This is a genomic window from Pseudomonas sp. NY15354 (genome assembly GCF_048068075.1).
GTDB classification, from domain to species: domain Bacteria; phylum Pseudomonadota; class Gammaproteobacteria; order Pseudomonadales; family Pseudomonadaceae; genus Aquipseudomonas; species Aquipseudomonas guariconensis_C.
This window is the reverse complement of record NZ_JBLUPV010000030.1, coordinates 12,866-30,893: the sequence shown is the minus strand read 5'-3', so window position 1 is coordinate 30,893 and position 18,028 is coordinate 12,866. Positions and strand designations below refer to the sequence as shown.

The window sequence follows — 18,028 nt, the reverse complement described above, 5'->3', positions numbered from 1 at the left end:
CCTGCAGCGGCTTTACACTCGGACCACCGCCGTAACCATGGGTTCGCCATGACGACACTAGACGAAGAAGATCGCCGCGAATACTACCGCATCGAAGACAGTATCGCACTTGAAATCAGTGCCTTGGACACGGCCCAAGCCCAGGAGACAGACCTGTTGCAGGATGCTTCACCGCTGTTCAACCTGCTCAGCGAACTGCATCTGGCCGACTTCGAGTCCCAGCACCTGATGCGCCAGTTGAGCGAGAAGGATCGCACGCTCGCCGCCTTCCTGCGGGTGCAGAACAAACGCATCGACCTGCTCAGCGCGGTGCTCGCCCAGACCCTGCTGGGCGAAATCGGAAAGCCCCAGCGGGTGATCCTCTCCGAAGGCGGCATCGAGTTCGCCCATTCCACACCGATCGCCCCCGGCACACGACTGGCGGTGAAGATGATCCTCATGCCCCGCGCCCTTGGTCTGCTGCTGCGCGCACGGGTCACCCACTGCGACCCTCGCCCAGATGGCGATCACGAGATCGGCACCGAGTTCATCGACATGACCGACGCCCAGCGCCAACTGCTGGCGCGGTACATCCTGCAGCGCCAGCAACAGCAACGACGCCAGGCGCTGGAACAGAACGACCCCGCCTCTTGAGCCTTTTCCATTTTGACCTGAAGGAACGAACGTGACCCTGATCTATGGCCATCGCGGCGCCAAGGGCGAAGCGCCCGAGAACACCCTGAACAGCTTCCGCCAGTGCTTGTCTCATGGCGTCGATCGCTGCGAACTGGACCTGCACCTGTCGGCCGACAACGAGCTGATGGTGATCCACGATCCGACACTCAAACGCACCACTGGCCGACGCGGCAAGGTGGTCGAGCATCCCGCCGCCGAGCTGGTCACCTATGACGCACGCAAGGGCGGCCCGGGCTGGGTGCAGCCCTGCCCCATTCCACGCTTGGAAGAGCTGTTCGAGAAATGCGCCTTCGCGCATTGGCAACTGGAGGTCAAGAGTGCCTCGCGCACCCGTGCCGCCAGTACGGTGCTGGCGATTCGCGAGCTGGCGCAACAGTACGGCCTGCTGGACAAGATCACCATCACCTCCAGCTCCCGCGAAGTGCTGGGCGCCGCGCTGGAACTGGTTCCGGACGTGTCTCGCGGGCTGGTCGCCGAGTATGCCTGGCTAGACCCTCTGAAGGTGGCCCAGAACTATGGCTGCCAGATGCTGGCGTTGAACTGGACACTCTGCACGCCCGAGCGCCTGCTCAAGGCCCAGCGTCAGGGGTTGCATGTGTCGGTGTGGACGGTCAACGAACCGGCGCTGATGCGCCGGCTCGCCGACTTTGGCGTAGACAGCCTGATTACAGACTTTCCCGGTTTGGCCATGACCACCCTTGGGAAGGGCTGAATCCGGACTCCCCGACCGGCTCAGGCCACCGGCCGGAGCCGCTCAAAAAAGCCGGTTCAGGCCGTCGTAGGCCGCTACCCGATAGGCTTCGGCCATGGTCGGGTAGTTGAAGGTGGTGTTGACGAAGTACTTCAGATTGTTCTGCTCACCGGGCTGGTTCATGATCGCCTGGCCGATGTGGACGATCTCCGAGGCCTGGTAGCCGAAGCAATGCACCCCCAGGATCTCCAGGGTCTCGCGGTGGAACAGGATCTTCAGCATGCCCTGGGGCTCGCCGGCGATCTGGGCACGGGCCATGCTCTTGAAGAAGGCCTTGCCTACTTCATAAGGCACCTTGGCCTGGGTCAGTTCCTGCTCGTTCTTGCCGATCGAGCTGATCTCCGGAATGGTGTAGATGCCGGTTGGCACGTCATCGACGAAACGCCAGCTGCCATTGTCTACGATGCTGCCGGCGGCGGAACGACCCTGGTCGTGGGCGGCACTGGCCAGGCTCGGCCAGCCGATCACATCACCGGCGCCATAGATGTTCGGCACGGTGGTGCGGTAGGTCTCGTCGACCTCGATCTGGCCACGGCTGTTGACCTTGATACCGATGTTCTCCAGGCCCAGCTTGTCGGTGTTGCCAGTACGGCCGTTGCACCACAGCAAGGCGTCGGCCTTGATCTTCTTGCCCGATTTCAGGTGCAGGATCACACCGTTGTCCAGCCCCTCGACCCGCTCGTACTCCTCGTTGTGGCGTACGGTGATGTTGTTGTTGCTGAAGTGGTAGCTCAGCGCCTGAGAGATTTCCGAATCCAGGAAGCTCAGCAGTTGCCCGCGGTTGTCCACCAGCTCGACCAGCACGCCCAGGCCACTGAAGATCGAGGCGTATTCGCAGCCGATCACGCCAGCGCCATAGACGATCAGCTTGCGCGGGGTATGGCTCAGGCTAAGGATGGTATCGCTGTCGTAGACGCGCGGGTGGTGGAAGTCGATGTCGGCCGGACGATACGGACGCGAGCCGGTGGCGATGATGATGTGCTTGGCGACCAGTTTCTCGACCACACCATTGGAGCACACCACTTCCACGGTCTGCTCGTCGGCGAAGCTGCCGGTACCGACAAACACATCGACGCGGTTGCGCGCGTAATAGCCGGTGCGCGAGGCCACCTGCTTGGAGATCACCTTCTCGGCGCTCTTGAGCACATCGGGGAAGGAGAACCAACGCGGCTCACCGATGGCGCGGAACATGGGGTTGGTATTGAATTGCATGATCTGGCGCACCGAGTGACGCAGGGCCTTGGACGGGATGGTGCCCAAGTGGGTGCAGTTGCCGCCGACCTGGCGACGGCTGTCGACCATGGCCACCTTGCGTCCTGCTTTGGCGGCATTCATTGCCGCACCTTCTCCGGCCGGGCCGGAACCCAGCACCACTACGTCGTAGTTGTAGACAGCCATGCGTACTCCTTCAGAACTGGCCCGCCGGCCGGGTGGCCGCGGGGCGCGATCATGTCGCCGGGGCGCCATGAGAAAATTCGGGTGCAGTCTAATCAAGCGTGAACGCCGCGCACATTAACCCTTGGTCGCGTCGTAGGCCAATTTTGCCTGCACTACATGTCATTCACCGGTTCCCTGGCGACGATCATCCGTGTTTGCGCTTTCACTCGCCTTTCAGTGCCTGCTCGAACGCAGGCGTAGCACGGGAGACGAAGCCACCCTCGGCCCGGGTCACCAGCATCGCGGCAATGCCATGGGACACGGCGAAGTCCCAGCCTTGCTCCGGCCCCAGGATCAACAACAGAGTCGAGTAACCATCGGCTCGAAGCGCCGAGGCATCGAGCACGGTGACAGCGGCCAGGTCATGTTCGACCGGACGCCCCAGGCGGGCATCGAAGGCGTGCGAATAGCGCCGGCCATTGTCCTTGAAATAATGCCGATAGTCACCCGAGGTCGATACGGCCAGGCCATCCACGTCGATGACCTGGCGGACGATCTGGCGGTCTTCGCGCGGCAATTCCAGCGCCACTCGCCACGGGCTGCCATCGCGCTTGCGGCCCACGGCCTTGAGTTCTCCCGTGGCTTCGGCGAGAAAGTTTGCGACCCCCATTGCCTCCAGGCGTTCGGCAATCAAGTCAACGGCGTGGCCTGCGGCGATACTGTTGAAGTCCAGCTCTACCGCGGCGTCTTTGCACAGGGCGTCGCCTTCGACATGCAAGTGGTGATAGCCCACGCGCTGGCGGACCTGGGCCAGCTGTAATGGGTCGGGAACGTGCTCCTGACGCGCCTGAGGGCCAAAGCCCCACAGATCGAGCAGCGGCTCGACGGTAAGGTCGAAGGCGCCCTGGCTTTGCTCGGCCAATTGCTGACCAAACCCGACCAGCGCCCACACGTCCTTACCCAGTACCAGGCATTGGCCCGCCTGTAGCTGGTTGAAACGGCTGACCGTAGAATCGCCACGGTAGGTTGAATACTGCTCGTCGATATCGCGCAGGATTGCCTCCACCGCCTCCTGCACCTCGAGGCGGGACGGCCCGCCTGACTCTCGGACATACTGGATGCTGTAGCTGCTGCCCATGGTCGGGCCGCCAAAGCGCTCCAGGCTAGGAGCCTGGTCGCAGCCAGCCAGGAACATCAGGGTGAGCAGAAGACCTGTGCGCAATTTCACGTTTCTCGACTGGCCGCACTGGCCTGCTCGCAGGTCAACCCGCGAAGAGGCCCGCGAACGGCATATAGAAGCCCAAAAAAAACGGGAACCCGAAGGTTCCCGTTTCTTCAACGCATTACAAGCGGATCAGCGTGGAAACGCTGGCGGGTTCACACCAGCCATCTCTTCCATCACACGTACCACCTGGCAGCTGTAACCGAACTCGTTGTCGTACCAGACGTACAGGACAACGCGGTTGTCGTTGCAGATGGTCGCTTCGGCGTCGACCACACCGGCGTGGCGAGAGCCTACGAAGTCGGTGGAGACCACTTCCTGGGAGCTGACGTAGTCGATCTGCTTGTGCAGTTCCGAGTGCATGGCGATCTGGCGCAGGTACTCGTTGATCTCGTCGCGGTTGGTGGCCTTTTCCAGGTTCAGGTTCAGGATGGCCATCGAGACGTTCGGCGTCGGCACGCGAATGGCGTTGCCGGTCAGCTTGCCCTTGAGCACTGGCAGTGCCTTGGCGGCGGCGGTGGCGGCACCGGTCTCGGTGATGACCATGTTCAACGGCGCGGCGCGGCCACGACGGCTGCCCTTGTGGAAGTTGTCGATCAGGTTCTGGTCGTTGGTGAACGAGTGAACGGTTTCGACGTGGCCGTTGATGATGCCGTACTGGTCGTTGACGGCCTTGAGTACCGGCACGATGGCGTTGGTGGTGCAGGAAGCCGCGGAGATGATCTTGTCATCGGCGCTGATTTCGCCATGGTTGATGCCGTGAACGATGTTCTTCAGCGCGCCTTTGCCCGGAGCGGTGAGGATCACACGGCTGATGCCAGGGCACTTGAGGTGCTGACCCAGGCCTTCGGCGTCACGCCATTTACCGGTGTTGTCCACCAGCAGGGCGTTGTCGATGCCGTATTGGGTGTAGTCGATCGAGGCCGGATCGTTGGAGTAGATCACCTGGATCAGGTTGCCGTTGGCAGTGATGGTGTTGTGCTCTTCGTCGATGACGATGGTGCCGTCGAACGGACCATGTACCGAGTCGCGGCGCAGCAGGCTGGCGCGCTTGGTCAGGTCGTTCTCGGCGCCCTTGCGCACGACGATGGCACGCAGGCGCAGGCCGTCGCCACCACCGGTCTTCTCGATCAGGATACGCGCCAGCAAACGGCCGATGCGACCGAAGCCGTACAGGACGACGTCGGTACCCTTGCGAGCGGACAGGTTCTGCTGACCGACGACATCGGCCAGCTCTTCACGCACGAACTGCTCGACGCTGCGGCCGTTGCCTTCCTGCTTGAACTTGTTGGCCAGCTTGCCCAGGTCGACCGAAGCGGCGCCCAGTTTCAGCTCGCTCATGGCCTTGAGCAGGGGGAATGTCTCGTGGACGGACAGCTCGGTTTCGTCGGTTTGACGGTGACGGGCAAAGCGGTGGGCTTTGAGGATCGAGATAACCGAACGATTGATCAGGCTGCGGCCATAGATCGAGCTCACCACGTTGTTGTTGCGGTAGAGCTGACCGATAAGCGGGATCATCGCTTCAGCCAGGGCTTCACGATCGATCCACTCACCAAGACACTGGTCGGGCTTCTGAGTCACGGGAACCTTCCACATGTAGGGGGAGAAAAAAGGGGCTACATTATGACGCCCCTCGGCGTATCGGGCAATGAGCGCCTGTCGCCGCCGCCCGAGCCCGTCGCCAAGCCCTTCCGAGCCTGACAGCGCGCACCAGCACCGGTACAATTGTCCTCTTTGCCGCAACGCTTGGAGTCCAATCTCCCGTGTCAGTTCTGCGCCTACCGCAATTATCGGCCACGGCCGGCAAACAAACCTGGGGAAACCTGCCCGGGGCCGCCCTGAGCCTGGCCATCGCCGAAGCCGCCAGCAGCGCTGGTCGCTTCACCTTGCTGTTGACTGCCGACAGCCAGGCTGCCGACCGCCTGGAGCAGGAGCTGCGCTTCTTCGCGCCCGACCTGCCGGTGCTGCCGTTCCCCGACTGGGAAACCCTGCCCTACGACCTGTTCTCACCTCACCAGGACATCATTTCCCAGCGCATCGCCAGCCTCTATCGGTTGCCGGAGCTCGATCACGGCATCCTCGTGGTGCCGATCACCACCGCCCTGCACCGCCTGGCCCCGACCCGTTTCCTGCTGGGCAGCAGCCTGGTACTGGACGTCGGCCAGACGATCGATGTGGAACAGATGCGCACGCGCCTGGAAGCCAGCGGTTACCGCTGCGTCGACACGGTCTACGAGCATGGCGAGTTCGCCGTGCGTGGCGCCCTGATCGACCTGTTCCCCATGGGCAGCAAGCTGCCCTATCGGATCGACCTGTTCGACGATGAGATCGAGACGCTGCGCACCTTCGACCCCGAGACCCAGCGCTCGATCGACAAGGTCGACTCGGTCCGCCTGCTGCCGGCACGCGAGTTCCCGATGCAGAAGGACGAGGTCACCCGGTTCAAGGCGCGCTTTCGCGAGCGCTTCGACGTGGACTTCCGGCGCAGCGCGATCTTCCAGGACCTGACCAGCGGCATCATTCCTGCGGGCATCGAGTACTACCTGCCGCTGTTCTTCGAAGAGACCTCCACCCTCTTCGACTACCTGCCGACTGACACCCAGGTGTTTTCTCTGCCTGGCGTCGAACAGGCCGCCGAGCATTTCTGGAACGACGTGCGCGGGCGCTACGAAGAGCGACGCGGCGACCTGAGCCGCCCCCTGCTGCCACCGGCCGAGCTGTTCCTGCCGGTCGAGGACTGCTTCGCCCAACTCAAGCAGTGGCCCAGGGTCGTGGTCAGCAGCGATGAGATCGAAACCGGCGCGGGGCGCCTGCGATTCCCGGCGCGCGCCCTGCCGAATCTTGCGATCGAAGCCAAGGCCAACCAGCCACTGGCGGAGCTGTCGAACTTCCTCGAGCAGTTCCCTGGCCGCGTGCTGTTCACGGCCGAGTCGGCGGGCCGCCGCGAAGTGCTGCTGGAGCTGCTCGAGCGCCTGAAGCTACGCCCACAGACCGTCGAAGGCTGGGACGATTTCGTCACTGGCAAGGATCGCCTGGCGATCACCATTGCGCCGCTAGACGATGGCCTGCTGCTGGATGACCCAGGCCTGGCCCTGATCGCCGAAAGCCCGCTGTTCGGCCAGCGCGTGATGCAGCGCCGGCGCCGTGAGAAACGCGGCGACGCGGCCAACGATGCCGTCATCAAGAACCTCACCGAACTGCGCGAAGGCGCGCCGGTGGTGCACATCGACCATGGTGTGGGGCGTTACCTGGGCCTGGCCACTCTGGAAATCGAAGGCCAGGCTGCCGAATTCCTCACCCTGGAATACGCCGAGGGCGCCAAGCTCTACGTGCCGGTGGCCAACCTGCACCTGATCGCCCGCTACACCGGCAGCGACGATGCACTGGCCCCGCTGCACCGCCTTGGCTCCGAAGCCTGGCAAAAGGCCAAGCGCAAGGCCGCCGAGCAAGTCCGCGACGTGGCGGCCGAACTGCTCGACATCTATGCCCGACGCGCCGCGCGCAAGGGCCATGCCTTCGCCGACCCGGCCGCCGACTATGCCACCTTCAGCGCCGGCTTCCCGTTCGAAGAAACCCCGGACCAGCAATCGGCCATCGAGGCCGTGCGCACCGACATGCTCGCCGGCAAGCCGATGGACCGCCTGGTCTGTGGCGACGTCGGCTTCGGCAAGACCGAAGTGGCCATGCGCGCGGCCTTCATTGCCGTTCACAGTGGCCGCCAGGTGGCGGTACTGGTGCCCACCACCCTGCTCGCCCAGCAGCACTACAACAGTTTCCGCGACCGTTTCGCCGACTGGCCGGTGACCGTCGAGGTGATGAGCCGCTTCAAATCGGCCAAGGAAGTCAGCGCCGCCGCTGCAGACTTGGCCGAAGGCAAGATCGACATCCTCATCGGCACCCACAAACTGCTGCAGGACGATGTGCGCTTCAAGGACCTGGGGCTGGTCATCATCGACGAGGAGCATCGCTTCGGTGTACGCCAGAAAGAACAGCTCAAGGCCCTGCGCAGCGAGGTGGACATTCTCACCCTGACCGCTACGCCCATTCCGCGCACCCTCAACATGGCGGTCTCGGGCATGCGTGATCTGTCGATCATCGCCACCCCGCCAGCACGACGCCTGTCGGTGCGCACCTTCGTCATGGAGCAGAACAAGAGCACGGTCAAAGAGGCCCTGCTGCGTGAGTTGCTGCGTGGCGGGCAGGTTTACTACCTGCACAACGACGTCAAGAGCATCGAGAAATGCGCCGCGGAGCTGGCCGAATTGGTGCCCGAGGCACGCATCGGCATAGGCCATGGACAAATGCGCGAGCGCGAACTCGAGCAAGTGATGAGCGACTTCTACCACAAGCGCTTCAACGTGCTGGTGGCCTCGACCATCATCGAGACCGGCATCGACGTGCCCAGCGCCAACACCATCGTCATCGAGCGCGCCGACAAGTTCGGCCTGGCCCAATTGCACCAGTTGCGCGGCCGGGTCGGGCGCAGCCACCACCAGGCCTACGCCTACCTGCTGACGCCGCCGCGCCAGCAGATCAGCGCCGATGCCGAAAAACGCCTGGAAGCCATCGCCAACACCCAGGACCTGGGCGCAGGTTTCGTGCTGGCCACCAACGATTTGGAGATCCGCGGCGCCGGCGAACTGCTCGGCGAAGGCCAGAGCGGTCAGATCCAGGCCGTGGGCTTCACCCTGTACATGGAAATGCTCGAGCGCGCCGTCAAGGCCATCCGCAAGGGCACCCAGCCGAACCTCGAGCAACCGCTTGGCGGCGGCCCGGAGATCAACCTGCGCCTGCCGGCGCTGATCCCCGAGGACTACCTGCCGGACGTGCATGCCCGCCTGATCCTCTACAAACGCATCGCCTCGGCCGCCGACGAAGAGGGCCTGAAGGACCTGCAAGTGGAGATGATCGACCGCTTCGGCCTGCTGCCTGAGCCGACCAAGAACCTGATGCGCCTGACCCAGCTCAAGTTGCAGGCGGAAAAACTCGGCATCAAGAAAGTCGACGCCGGCCCCAATGGCGGCAAGCTCGAGTTCGAGGCCGAAACCCCGGTCGACCCGCTGACCCTGATCAAGCTCATCCAGGGCCAGCCCAAGCGCTACAAGTTCGAGGGCGCCACGCAGTTCCGCTTCCTCGTGCCGATGGAGCGCCCCGATGAACGTTTCAACACCCTGGAGGCGCTGTTCGAGCGCCTGACCCCACAGCCTGCCTAAGGAAGATCCATGCGTGCCATTCGTTGCCTGACCTTGATGCTGACGCTGTTCGCGCCGGCCGCCTTCGCCGAAGGCCTTTATCAGGTGGAAATGATCCTGGTACGGCAGAATGCCGTGCCTGCGGTAACCAGTCCGTTCGCCCCCGAAGACTGGAGCGCCGGCGCCCCACGCCTGGACAAGGGTGCCGAGCGCCCCCTGGCGCTGGAAGACGAAGTCACCCGGCTGCAAGCGACCGCCGACTACACCGTGCTGATGCACAAGGCCTGGCAACAGGAAGTGGGCGCCGAACCGAGCCGTATCGCCCTGGGCGCAGGCCAGGAGCAGTTCGGTCATTTCCCCATCGAGGGCAACCTGAGCATCGCCGATGGCCGCTTCATCGCCGTCCAGGCCAATTTCTGGGTGAACCAGCTCGACGGCAACGGTGCCGTGGTGCGCAGCGAGCAGTTCAAGCAGAGCAACAGCAACATGAAGGGCAACCAGCTGACCTTCCTCGACGGCGGGCACCTGGCCGTACTGCTGAAGGTGACACCTGCAGGCATGCGCAAGATGCCGGTGATGGATCCGGAGATGATGGAGCAGTGAGGTGAGCGAGAGCGATGTGCGGCACCTGCTTCAGCGCGATGAAAGCTGGACGTCGGATTTCGACGCCGGAACGCTCGCCCGTGGACAAACCTACGCCACACAGGGCCGGACAAAAACGCTTTCGATCCATGACAGAACGATAGAGGCCGCCTGCCTGGGCTCGGCAGGCCAGCGCTACACCCAGAAGATCCACCTCCAGCCGAACGCTGGCAGGCTGCGGGTGCTGGGGCGCTGCACCTGCCCTGTGGGCATCAACTGCAAGCATTGCGCAGCGACCCTTTTCCATTTGCAGGCATCCATCGATGATCACGACGCCAGCGATGACGGGCTGTCCCTCCCGACAGAGCTGAGCCAATGGGTCAAGACGCTGGAGAAACCCGAGCCTGCGCCACCCAATCAAAGCCCCTCGCGCAAAGGGCCGGCCATCTATTACCAGATCAGCCTGAACCAGGCGCAATGGCGCCTGGAGGCCATAAAAGGCACACGCCAGAGCGACGACACACTGAAGTTGGCCCGGATCACCTCGCTGCAGGAAATGATCTACTACACCCCCCGCTATGTGACCGAAGCCGATGCAAGACTGCTGCGCTTGATCAGCGCCCAGAACAGCAGCGTCGTCTCATCGGTGATCCACCTGGAGGGTAAGAAAGGCGCCGAGCTGCTCGAATACGCTCTGGCGAGCGGTCGCCTGCTGTTCGACGAGCAGCAGGAACCGCTGACCCCCGGCCCGGATCAGGCTGCCGAATTTCGCTGGGTCCGACTAGAGGATGGTGCCTATCGGGGGGATTGGCATCATGACAGCGATACGCCGCTTCAGGTCCTGCCACTGGACCCGCTGTACTACGTCAATCCACAGACCCACCAGACCGGCAGGCTGCGGCACAATCTGGACCCGTTCATCGCCAGTCAGCTGGCACGTGCGCCCATCGTACCCGAACACCTGGTTGTCCCTTTGAGTCACCGTCTGAACGCCTTGAACCGCCAGGTCCCCACGCCCACCGCCGTGCGCAGCGAAGAGCATGACGACATCCAGCCACGTCCGCACCTGACCCTGGGCAGCCTGGAGTTCAGCGCCTACATGCCCAAGACCGGCCGCATGCAGCGCCAGATGCAGCACCGCGCCGCGCTCGCGTTCAACTACGACGGCCTGATGGCCAGCGGCAATGACGAAAAACCCGTGAGTCGCCTGGTAGGAGAAACCAGTCAGCGCATCCGTCGCCAGCCCAAGGCCGAGCAAGCCATCCGCAAAACCCTGCGCGAACTGGGCTTCAAGCCCGCCACCCGACAGAGCAAAGCCCTGCCAGACAGTGCGGGCGAGATGCTCCAGCTACCCGACGATGAAGCTTGGCTGTGCTTTGCCCGCGAAGGTCTACCCCAACTGCGTCAGGCTGGCTGGGAGATCGACATTCCCCGGGATTTCGCCTTCGATTTGCAGGAGGTGGACGACTGGTACGCCACCGTCGAAGAGGCGCCAGGCCACGAATGGTTCGACTTGGAGCTGGGTATCGTGGTCGACGGGCAGCGCCACAGTCTGCTGCCGATCGTGCTGCAGCTGCTGCGCAGCAGTCCTGAACTGCTGCGAACCAGCGAGTTGGCGCGGCGCAGCGACGATGAACACCTGCTGATCGACCTGAACCGGGGACGCCAGGACAGCCCTGCCCTGCGTGTCGCCCTGCCCTACGGCCGCATCAAGGCGGTGATGGGCACCCTCGGCGAGCTCTACCTGCATGAGGATGCTGTCGGCCCGTCCTTGCGCCTGGAGCGTGCCGATGCGGCGCGCCTGAACGATATCGAGCACCTCCCCCTGCACTGGGAAGGCGGCGAACATGTGCGTGACCTGGGCCGACGGCTTCGCGATGCGCGTGATTTGCAGATCGAACCGCCCAAGGGGCTCAAGGCCAACCTGCGCCCCTACCAACAGCAGGGCCTGAACTGGCTGCAGGCCCTGCGCGAAATGGGCACCGGCGGCATCCTGGGCGACGACATGGGCCTGGGCAAGACCCTGCAGACCCTCGCCCATCTGCTGCTTGAAAAACAAAGCGCGCGCCTGGAGCAACCCGCGCTGGTGGTGATGCCCACAAGCCTTGTGCCCAACTGGCTCGATGAAGCCCAACGCTTCGCTCCTGAGCTTCGCGTCCTGGCGTTGCATGGCCCAGGCCGCAGCAAGCATTTCGCCTCGCTTAACGACTACGATGTGATCCTGACCACCTACGCCCTGCTACCGCGTGACCTGGAGCACCTGCGCGCGTTGCACTGGAGCCTTCTGATCCTCGACGAGGCGCAGAACATCAAGAGCAGCACCAGCAAGGCAGCCCAGGCGGTCTGCGATCTCAAGGCCTGTCAACGCCTGTGCCTGACCGGCACACCGATGGAAAACAACCTGGGCGAGCTGTGGTCGCTGTTCCATTTCCTCATGCCCGGCTGGCTGGGTGACCTCAAGCGCTTCAATCAGGATTACCGCACGCCGATCGAGCGCCACGGCGACACCGAACGCATGGCGCACCTGGCCAGCCGCATCCGCCCGTTCCTGCTGCGCCGCACCAAAGAGCAGGTGGCTACCGAGCTGCCGGCCAAGACCGAGATGATCCACTGGGTCGACCTCAGCGATGCCCAGCGCGACACCTATGAAGCCGTGCGCGTGGCGATGGACAAGAAAGTCCGTGACGAGATTGCCCGCAATGGGGCCGCGCGCAGCCAGATCGTCATTCTCGATGCGTTGCTCAAACTGCGCCAAGTGTGCTGTGACCTGCGTCTGGTCAAGGGCGTGGAGACCAAGGGCAACCAGGCTGACAAAGGCAAGCTCGGCAGCCTGATGGAAATGCTCGAAGAGCTGCTCAGCGAGGGGCGTCGAGTGCTGCTGTTCTCCCAGTTCACCTCGATGCTGGCCCTGATCGAGGCCGAGCTTGCCAAGCGCAACATCCGTTACAGCCTACTGACCGGCGATACCCGCGATCGGCGCACGCCAGTGCAGCAATTCCAGAATGGCGAAAGCGAGGTGTTCCTGATCAGCCTCAAAGCCGGCGGCACGGGCCTGAACCTGACGGCTGCCGACACAGTGATCCACTATGATCCGTGGTGGAATCCAGCCAGCGAAAGCCAGGCCACCGACCGCGCCTATCGCATTGGCCAGGACAAACCGGTGTTCGTGTTCAAGCTGATTACCCGAGGCACGGTGGAAGAAAAGATCCAGCAATTGCAGCAGGAGAAAGCAGCCCTGGCGGCCGGCCTGCTCGATGGCGGATCGGCCGGCCAGTGGCGCCTGGGCGATGAGGAGATCGAAGCCCTGTTCGCGCCACTGCCGGGTAAGCGCGGCCGCTGACCCAGGCGAGGCCTGCCCGCGAAGGGGTTGGCGGCGGCCTCTGTGGAAGACTCTATGGTGCCGGACAAGCTCGAATCGCCTTCGGTTGGTATTGTTTGGCGCTTTTCAGCCGTGCAAATACCAGCCCTGGCGCAGTTCCCACAGGCACAGCGGTGTTGTTGAGAGCACCGGACAACCCGTGGGGTTTACCCGCGAATGGCCAATGTAATCACCGCCAGCACCCCGCCCTACGGATCGCCTGCGCGCAAGGTCAATCGACCAGTTGCGCCTCCCTCAAGGCACTCAGCGCCTCCAGCCAGCGCGGCTGTTGCCGGTAATCGGTACGGGCAAAACCACGGCCACGCATCCTCGCAATCCGCGGCGATGGTTCGACCTTCAGGCGCTGGGCCGCGCTCAGTGCCAGCTCCGCCGCCGCCCGGTCATTGCACACCAGCCCCATGTCGCAGCCTGCGCTCAGCGCCGCTTCGATGCGGTTGGCGGCGTCGCCGACCACATGGGCCCCCGCCATGGACAGGTCATCACTGAAAATCACCCCCTCGAAGCCCAGCTCACCGCGCAGGATGTCCTGCAGCCAGCGACGCGAGAATCCGGCGGGCTGGTTATCGATCTGTGGGTAGATCACATGGGCTGGCATCACGGCCGCCAATTGACCACTGAGCCGGGTGAAGGGCACCAGGTCCGCCTGGCGTAATTGCTCGAGGCTGCGCTCATCCGTGGGGATGGCCACGTGAGAGTCGGCCTCCGCCCAGCCGTGCCCTGGGAAGTGCTTGCCACAGGCGGCCATGCCAGCGGCATTCATGCCGCGAATGAACGCGCCGGCCAGCTGCGTGGCGCGTGCCGGATCGCCCTCGAAGGCACGGCTGCCGACCACGGCGCTGCGCTGATGGTCCAGATCGAGTACCGGAGCAAAGCTCAGGTCCAGGCCGACGGCCAGGACTTCGGTCGCCATCAACCAACCACACTGTTCGGCCAGGTACTCGGCGTTGGCGTTGTCGGCGATCGCACGCATGGCCGGCAGACGCACGAAGCCCTGGCGCAGGCGCTGAACCCGCCCGCCTTCCTGGTCGACGGCCAGGATCAGGTCGGGACGCACGGCGCGGATGGACGCGCACAGCTCACGCACCTGACGCGGGCTGTCGATGTTGCGGGCGAAAATGATCAGGCCGGCCACTTCGGGCTGGCGCAGGAGATGGCGGTCTTCGGCGGTCAGCCATTTACCGGCGATATCCACCATCAGGGAGCCTTGCAGGCGGGCAGTCATATTGGATTCCTTCATGGGAGGGGCAGGACACCCCAGTGCGGGCAGGCGGATTCGTCGATCCGCACCGCGCAATGTTCCGGTACCCGCTCGAACAGCGCTATCAGATCGCTGTTCCTCAGACGTATGCAACCATGGGACAACGGGATACCCATAGGTTCAGTGTCCGGCGTACCGTGCAAATAGATGTAGCGGCGAAAGGTATCGACCTTGCCAAGCCGATTGAACCCTGGCTCGCAACCGCTGAGCCAGAGAATGCGACTCAGGATCCAGTCGCGGCCGGGAAATTGCTCATGCAGCGCCGCAGACCAGACCTCGCCGGTCCAGCGCCGGCTTCGCAGTACAGCGCCCTGCGGCAGACCGGCACCGATTTTCGCGCGGACCTGGTGAAGGCCTCGCGGCGTACAACCAGAGCCATTGAGTTCCCCTGCACCGTTACGCGCGGTGGATATCTCCAGGCGCACGCACAACGCCCCACGGGTGAATCCGTAGAGGCGCTGGTCGGCAAGGGATATATGCAGGAAGTCGAGGTCAGGCATGGGCGCTAGCTTAGCCCAAGCGCCTCTTAGCGCACAGTGTCAGGCCTTGACTGGTGCTTGTGCGGCGCCGCTCTTGCTGCGCGGACGCAGTTGCGCGGCGGCCATGGCAGGATCAGTGACCCCGCTGTCGGCACGCATGCCGGCGGCCAGGAATGGCACCATCAGGCGCATTACCTGCTCAATCGAGGTGTTGATGCCAAAATCGGTTTCGGCGATGGCCCGCAGCGCCTTGATGCCCGACATGCTGAAGGCGGCGGCCCCAAGCATGAAGTGCACGCGCCAGAACAGTTCCAGTGGCGGGATACGTGGCGCGGCTTCATTGACCAGCAGCATGTAGCGACGGAATATCTTGCCGTACATGTCTTCGAGGTATCGACGCAGGTGCCCCTGGCTCTGGCTGAAAGCAAGGCCCAGAAGACGCATGAAGATCGACAGGTCGTTGTTACTGCGAGGTTGCACGACCAGCGCTTGCTCGACCAGCATCTCGAGCAGTTCTTCCAGGCTTGGCTTGGATTCGGGGCGCGCCTGGCGACGATCCAGTTCACGTTCGAGGCTGGAGCAGAACGGGCCGAGAAAACGCGAGAAGACCGCTTGGATGAGAGCCTTCTTGGAACCGAAATGGTAGTTCACCGCCGCCAGGTTGACCCCGGCCTTGCTGGTGATCAGCCGCAACGAGGTTTCCGCGAACCCCCTCTCCGCAAACAGCTGCTCTGCAGCATCGAGAATGCGTTCAACGGTTTCCGATTGGGCCATGACTACTCCGCCTGACAAACAGTTGTTTGAAACATACGTTTCAAGCCCTCGTCTGTCAAGCCGGGTGACCCGCCAGTCGCCATTTAACCACAGCATTCAAATATTCGCTGCAAGCCACGGCTGGCGCAGGCTTCATCCAAGCGAGGAGCGCAATGGCGTGTTTTCCCGTCCCGCAGTGCTTGCAGCTGGCCAGCCACTGTATATAATTCCAGTCACTGTATAAAAAGACAGAGCGCTTGCCATGCTTAAACTGACGCCACGCCAAGCCGAGATCCTGGCTTTCATCAAACGCTGCCTGGAAGACAACGGCTTTCCGCCGACCCGCGCGGAAATCGCCCAGGAGCTTGGGTTCAAATCACCCAACGCCGCCGAAGAGCACCTCAAGGCACTCGCCCGCAAAGGCGCGATCGAGATGACCCCAGGCGCCTCTCGCGGCATTCGCATCCCAGGGCTGGAAGCCAAGGCCGAAGACAGCAGCCTGCCGATCATCGGCCGAGTCGCGGCCGGCGCACCGATCCTCGCCGAGCAACACATCGAGGAATCCTGCAACATCAACCCAGCCTTCTTTCACCCTCGTGCGGACTACCTGCTGCGCGTCCACGGCATGAGCATGAAGGACATCGGCATCTTCGACGGCGACCTGCTAGCGGTACATACCTGCCGGGAGGCCCGCAATGGCCAGGTCGTGGTTGCCCGCATCGGTGATGAAGTGACCGTCAAGCGCTTCAAGCGCGAAGGCAGCAAGGTCTGGTTGATCGCCGAGAATCCCGAATTCGCCCCCATCGAAGTCGACCTGAAAGAACAGGAACTGGTGATCGAGGGCTTGAGCGTCGGCGTCATTCGCCGCTGATCCAGGAGGCGTCATGCAGCAGTTCATCCACGCACCCCAGCAAGCCCAGTTGCCGTTGTTCGAGGCATTCCTGGCCCAACCGGCGCTGCCCGGCCTCAAGCCTCGGGACGCTGCCGCGGAGCAGCCGCGCAAGGGTAACCAGCCGGAGCTGTTCAGCGAACTGTCTCTGCGCGGCGCCCCCGGTCATTGCCAGGGTCTGCTCGCCCCGATCCTGCGCGAGCTAAGCGAAGAGGACGAAACCCGCTGGCTGACCCTCATCGCCCCACCCACCAGCCTGACCCAAGCTTGGCTGCGTGATGCGGGCCTCAACCGCGAGCGTATCCTGCTGTTGCACCCGGGCGCCAACCAGAGCGCCTTGCAACTGGCCTGCGAGGCATTGCGCCTGGGCCATAGTCACACCGTCGTCAGCTGGCTTGGCAGCGTTAGTACCAACGCACGCCAGCAATTGATACGCGCTGCCAATACCGGAAACGCACAAAGCCTGAACATCCGCCTCGGCTGATGTTCAGGCTTTGCCTGTATCAATCCAATCCTTGAATCTGGAAAGCGCGATGCTCAGTGCAGAACGCGCGGTCCCTCGTCACGCTCGAAATCGCCTTCGACCAGGCGACCCGCCATCTGCACACCCACGCTCAACATGGCCTTAGCCACTTCAACATGCTGGCCCTGCAGGAACGCCTTGGCGTCCTCGGAGAAATCCAGGGTCACCAGGGAACCCTCGTCCTCGGCGCGGCGCAGTTCGATCCGGCCATCAGGCAACTCGACAATTTCTAGAAAGGACGTTGACATATAGGGCCTGCTTTTCACGAAAGGCGAATAGTGTACCAGCCACCAGCGCTATCAGCACTCACTCAACGCGTCACGGAAGCGTCGGACCACGTCCTTTAGATTGGCCCGCCAGCTTTCCAGCTCTTGCCGGGAAAGCGCTGGTTGCTCGGGCTCATCCAGATTGACAGCCTGGATCAGCGGCTGGGTGACGTCGGTTTTCGGGGCTTTCTTGGCGACCGGCGGTCGGAACAAATCGGCATAAGCGCGCAGCAAATGCGCAAGCCAGGTTTCTGGCTGACGCACCAACTCCAGCAGCTCAGCCACTTCAGGAATAGCAATGCCGTCCAGCGCCTCGTCATTGAGCAACAGCTCGACCCGCGACGCAGTGGCCTGGGGCAAACGGTAGAAACCTGCGATCTCGTGGCACAGCCCCAGCAGAGCGCCATACAAGTGAAACAGCGCCGACTCGCGCTCGGCCTGGATCAAACCTTGGGCATTCATCGCCTGGCTACCTTCAGCCTTGGCCATGGACTCCAGGGCAAGCCCGGCGAAGAAGAGTTTCTGGTTGGTGCGGGTGTAGAGTTCCTGGGCCATCTTCAGTGGCCTCCCTGAGGCTGCAAAGCGATACCTCAGTGTCAGGGATTGCCCTGCCCTGCCGCAAGTTCCATGTCACAAAAGACTGGGGCCGCTTCACGTCCATCGCTGGATAAGCCCGCGATGG

General features: G+C 63.1%; 15 protein-coding genes. 7 read left to right on the top strand and 8 right to left on the bottom strand.

Going from position 1 to position 18,028, the window contains the following annotated elements; genetic code table 11:
- The first annotated feature begins 48 nt into the window (after window positions 1–48).
- Together ACNFCH_RS21510 and ACNFCH_RS21505 are read left to right on the top strand one after the other, a co-directional pair.
- Complete coding sequence (locus ACNFCH_RS21510) at window positions 49–633, top strand: PilZ domain-containing protein (RefSeq protein ID WP_337160102.1); 585 nt, start codon at window positions 49–51, stop codon at window positions 631–633.
- Window positions 634–664: 31 nt separating this feature from the next.
- Window positions 665–1,387 carry a glycerophosphodiester phosphodiesterase gene (locus ACNFCH_RS21505; protein ID WP_099593081.1) on the top strand — a complete coding sequence of 241 codons (723 nt, stop codon included), beginning with the start codon at window positions 665–667 and terminating at the stop codon, window positions 1,385–1,387.
- Between the two features lie 42 nt (window positions 1,388–1,429).
- Here ACNFCH_RS21505 and sthA read toward each other — a convergent pair whose 3' ends face one another.
- The 3 genes from sthA to ACNFCH_RS21490 form a co-directional block, all read right to left on the bottom strand.
- Window positions 1,430–2,824 carry a Si-specific NAD(P)(+) transhydrogenase gene (sthA, locus tag ACNFCH_RS21500; RefSeq protein WP_337160101.1) on the bottom strand — a complete coding sequence of 465 codons (1,395 nt, stop codon included), beginning with the start codon at window positions 2,822–2,824 and terminating at the stop codon, window positions 1,430–1,432.
- A 202-nt stretch (window positions 2,825–3,026) separates the two neighbouring features.
- Complete coding sequence (locus ACNFCH_RS21495; RefSeq protein WP_337160131.1) at window positions 3,027–4,025, bottom strand: FAD:protein FMN transferase; 999 nt, start codon at window positions 4,023–4,025, stop codon at window positions 3,027–3,029.
- A 132-nt stretch (window positions 4,026–4,157) separates the two neighbouring features.
- Complete coding sequence (locus ACNFCH_RS21490; protein ID WP_416743679.1) at window positions 4,158–5,621, bottom strand: glyceraldehyde-3-phosphate dehydrogenase; 1,464 nt, start codon at window positions 5,619–5,621, stop codon at window positions 4,158–4,160.
- A gap of 167 nt (window positions 5,622–5,788) precedes the next feature.
- Here ACNFCH_RS21490 and mfd point away from each other — a divergent pair, with 167 nt between their 5' ends.
- Genes mfd through ACNFCH_RS21475 form a run of 3 tightly spaced genes read left to right on the top strand, consistent with a single transcriptional unit; the run spans window position 5,789 to window position 13,139 of the window.
- Entirely contained in the window at window positions 5,789–9,238 is a 3,450-nt protein-coding gene (mfd, locus tag ACNFCH_RS21485; RefSeq protein ID WP_416743677.1) for a transcription-repair coupling factor, read from the top strand.
- 9 nt (window positions 9,239–9,247) lie between these two features.
- Window positions 9,248–9,820, top strand: a complete 573-nt coding sequence (locus tag ACNFCH_RS21480; protein ID WP_337160098.1) for a CsiV family protein — start codon at window positions 9,248–9,250, stop codon at window positions 9,818–9,820.
- Window position 9,821: 1 nt separating this feature from the next.
- Window positions 9,822–13,139, top strand: a complete 3,318-nt coding sequence (locus ACNFCH_RS21475; protein ID WP_416743674.1) for an SNF2-related protein — start codon at window positions 9,822–9,824, stop codon at window positions 13,137–13,139.
- Window positions 13,140–13,389: 250 nt separating this feature from the next.
- Here the strand turns inward: ACNFCH_RS21475 and nagZ are convergent, their stop codons facing one another.
- From nagZ to ACNFCH_RS21460, 3 genes are read right to left on the bottom strand one after another with little or no spacing between them, the layout of a single operon-like run.
- Window positions 13,390–14,388: a beta-N-acetylhexosaminidase gene (gene nagZ, locus ACNFCH_RS21470; RefSeq protein WP_416743717.1), complete on the bottom strand. Its 999-nt coding sequence runs from the start codon at window positions 14,386–14,388 to the stop codon at window positions 13,390–13,392.
- Window positions 14,389–14,411: 23 nt separating this feature from the next.
- A complete protein-coding gene (locus ACNFCH_RS21465) occupies window positions 14,412–14,936 on the bottom strand; it encodes a L,D-transpeptidase family protein (RefSeq protein ID WP_416743672.1) in 525 nt (174 codons plus the stop codon).
- A 39-nt stretch (window positions 14,937–14,975) separates the two neighbouring features.
- A complete protein-coding gene (locus ACNFCH_RS21460) occupies window positions 14,976–15,689 on the bottom strand; it encodes a TetR/AcrR family transcriptional regulator (RefSeq protein WP_337160096.1) in 714 nt (237 codons plus the stop codon).
- Window positions 15,690–15,930: 241 nt separating this feature from the next.
- On the opposite strand from ACNFCH_RS21460, the gene lexA reads away from it, so the two are divergent.
- Window positions 15,931–16,539, top strand: a complete 609-nt coding sequence (lexA, locus tag ACNFCH_RS21455; protein WP_070093465.1) for a transcriptional repressor LexA — start codon at window positions 15,931–15,933, stop codon at window positions 16,537–16,539.
- A gap of 13 nt (window positions 16,540–16,552) precedes the next feature.
- Entirely contained in the window at window positions 16,553–17,041 is a 489-nt protein-coding gene (sulA, locus tag ACNFCH_RS21450; protein WP_337160095.1) for an SOS-induced cell division inhibitor SulA, read from the top strand.
- Window positions 17,042–17,094: 53 nt separating this feature from the next.
- Here sulA and ACNFCH_RS21445 read toward each other — a convergent pair whose 3' ends face one another.
- Both ACNFCH_RS21445 and ACNFCH_RS21440 read right to left on the bottom strand, forming a co-directional pair.
- The gene (locus tag ACNFCH_RS21445; protein ID WP_043215749.1) at window positions 17,095–17,328 is read right to left on the bottom strand and encodes a hypothetical protein; all 234 of its coding nucleotides are present in this window, start codon (window positions 17,326–17,328) and stop codon (window positions 17,095–17,097) included.
- Window positions 17,329–17,379: 51 nt separating this feature from the next.
- Complete coding sequence (locus ACNFCH_RS21440) at window positions 17,380–17,901, bottom strand: DUF6586 family protein (RefSeq protein WP_337160094.1); 522 nt, start codon at window positions 17,899–17,901, stop codon at window positions 17,380–17,382.
- Between the last annotated feature and the right edge of the window lie 127 nt (window positions 17,902–18,028).

What these genes read in the sequence shown, in the direction of transcription:
- sulA (WP_337160095.1), top strand. Translation starts at nt 16,553, where the DNA reads ATGCAGCAGTTCATCCACGCACCCCAGCAAGCCCAGTTGCCGTTGTTC.
- ACNFCH_RS21490 (WP_416743679.1), bottom strand. Translation starts at nt 5,621, where the DNA reads ATGTGGAAGGTTCCCGTGACTCAGAAGCCCGACCAGTGTCTTGGTGAG.
- lexA (WP_070093465.1), top strand. Translation starts at nt 15,931, where the DNA reads ATGCTTAAACTGACGCCACGCCAAGCCGAGATCCTGGCTTTCATCAAA.
- ACNFCH_RS21460 (WP_337160096.1), bottom strand. Translation starts at nt 15,689, where the DNA reads ATGGCCCAATCGGAAACCGTTGAACGCATTCTCGATGCTGCAGAGCAG.
- ACNFCH_RS21480 (WP_337160098.1), top strand. Translation starts at nt 9,248, where the DNA reads ATGCGTGCCATTCGTTGCCTGACCTTGATGCTGACGCTGTTCGCGCCG.
- ACNFCH_RS21440 (WP_337160094.1), bottom strand. Translation starts at nt 17,901, where the DNA reads ATGGCCCAGGAACTCTACACCCGCACCAACCAGAAACTCTTCTTCGCC.
- sthA (WP_337160101.1), bottom strand. Translation starts at nt 2,824, where the DNA reads ATGGCTGTCTACAACTACGACGTAGTGGTGCTGGGTTCCGGCCCGGCC.
- ACNFCH_RS21465 (WP_416743672.1), bottom strand. Translation starts at nt 14,936, where the DNA reads ATGCCTGACCTCGACTTCCTGCATATATCCCTTGCCGACCAGCGCCTC.
- ACNFCH_RS21510 (WP_337160102.1), top strand. Translation starts at nt 49, where the DNA reads ATGACGACACTAGACGAAGAAGATCGCCGCGAATACTACCGCATCGAA.
- ACNFCH_RS21445 (WP_043215749.1), bottom strand. Translation starts at nt 17,328, where the DNA reads ATGTCAACGTCCTTTCTAGAAATTGTCGAGTTGCCTGATGGCCGGATC.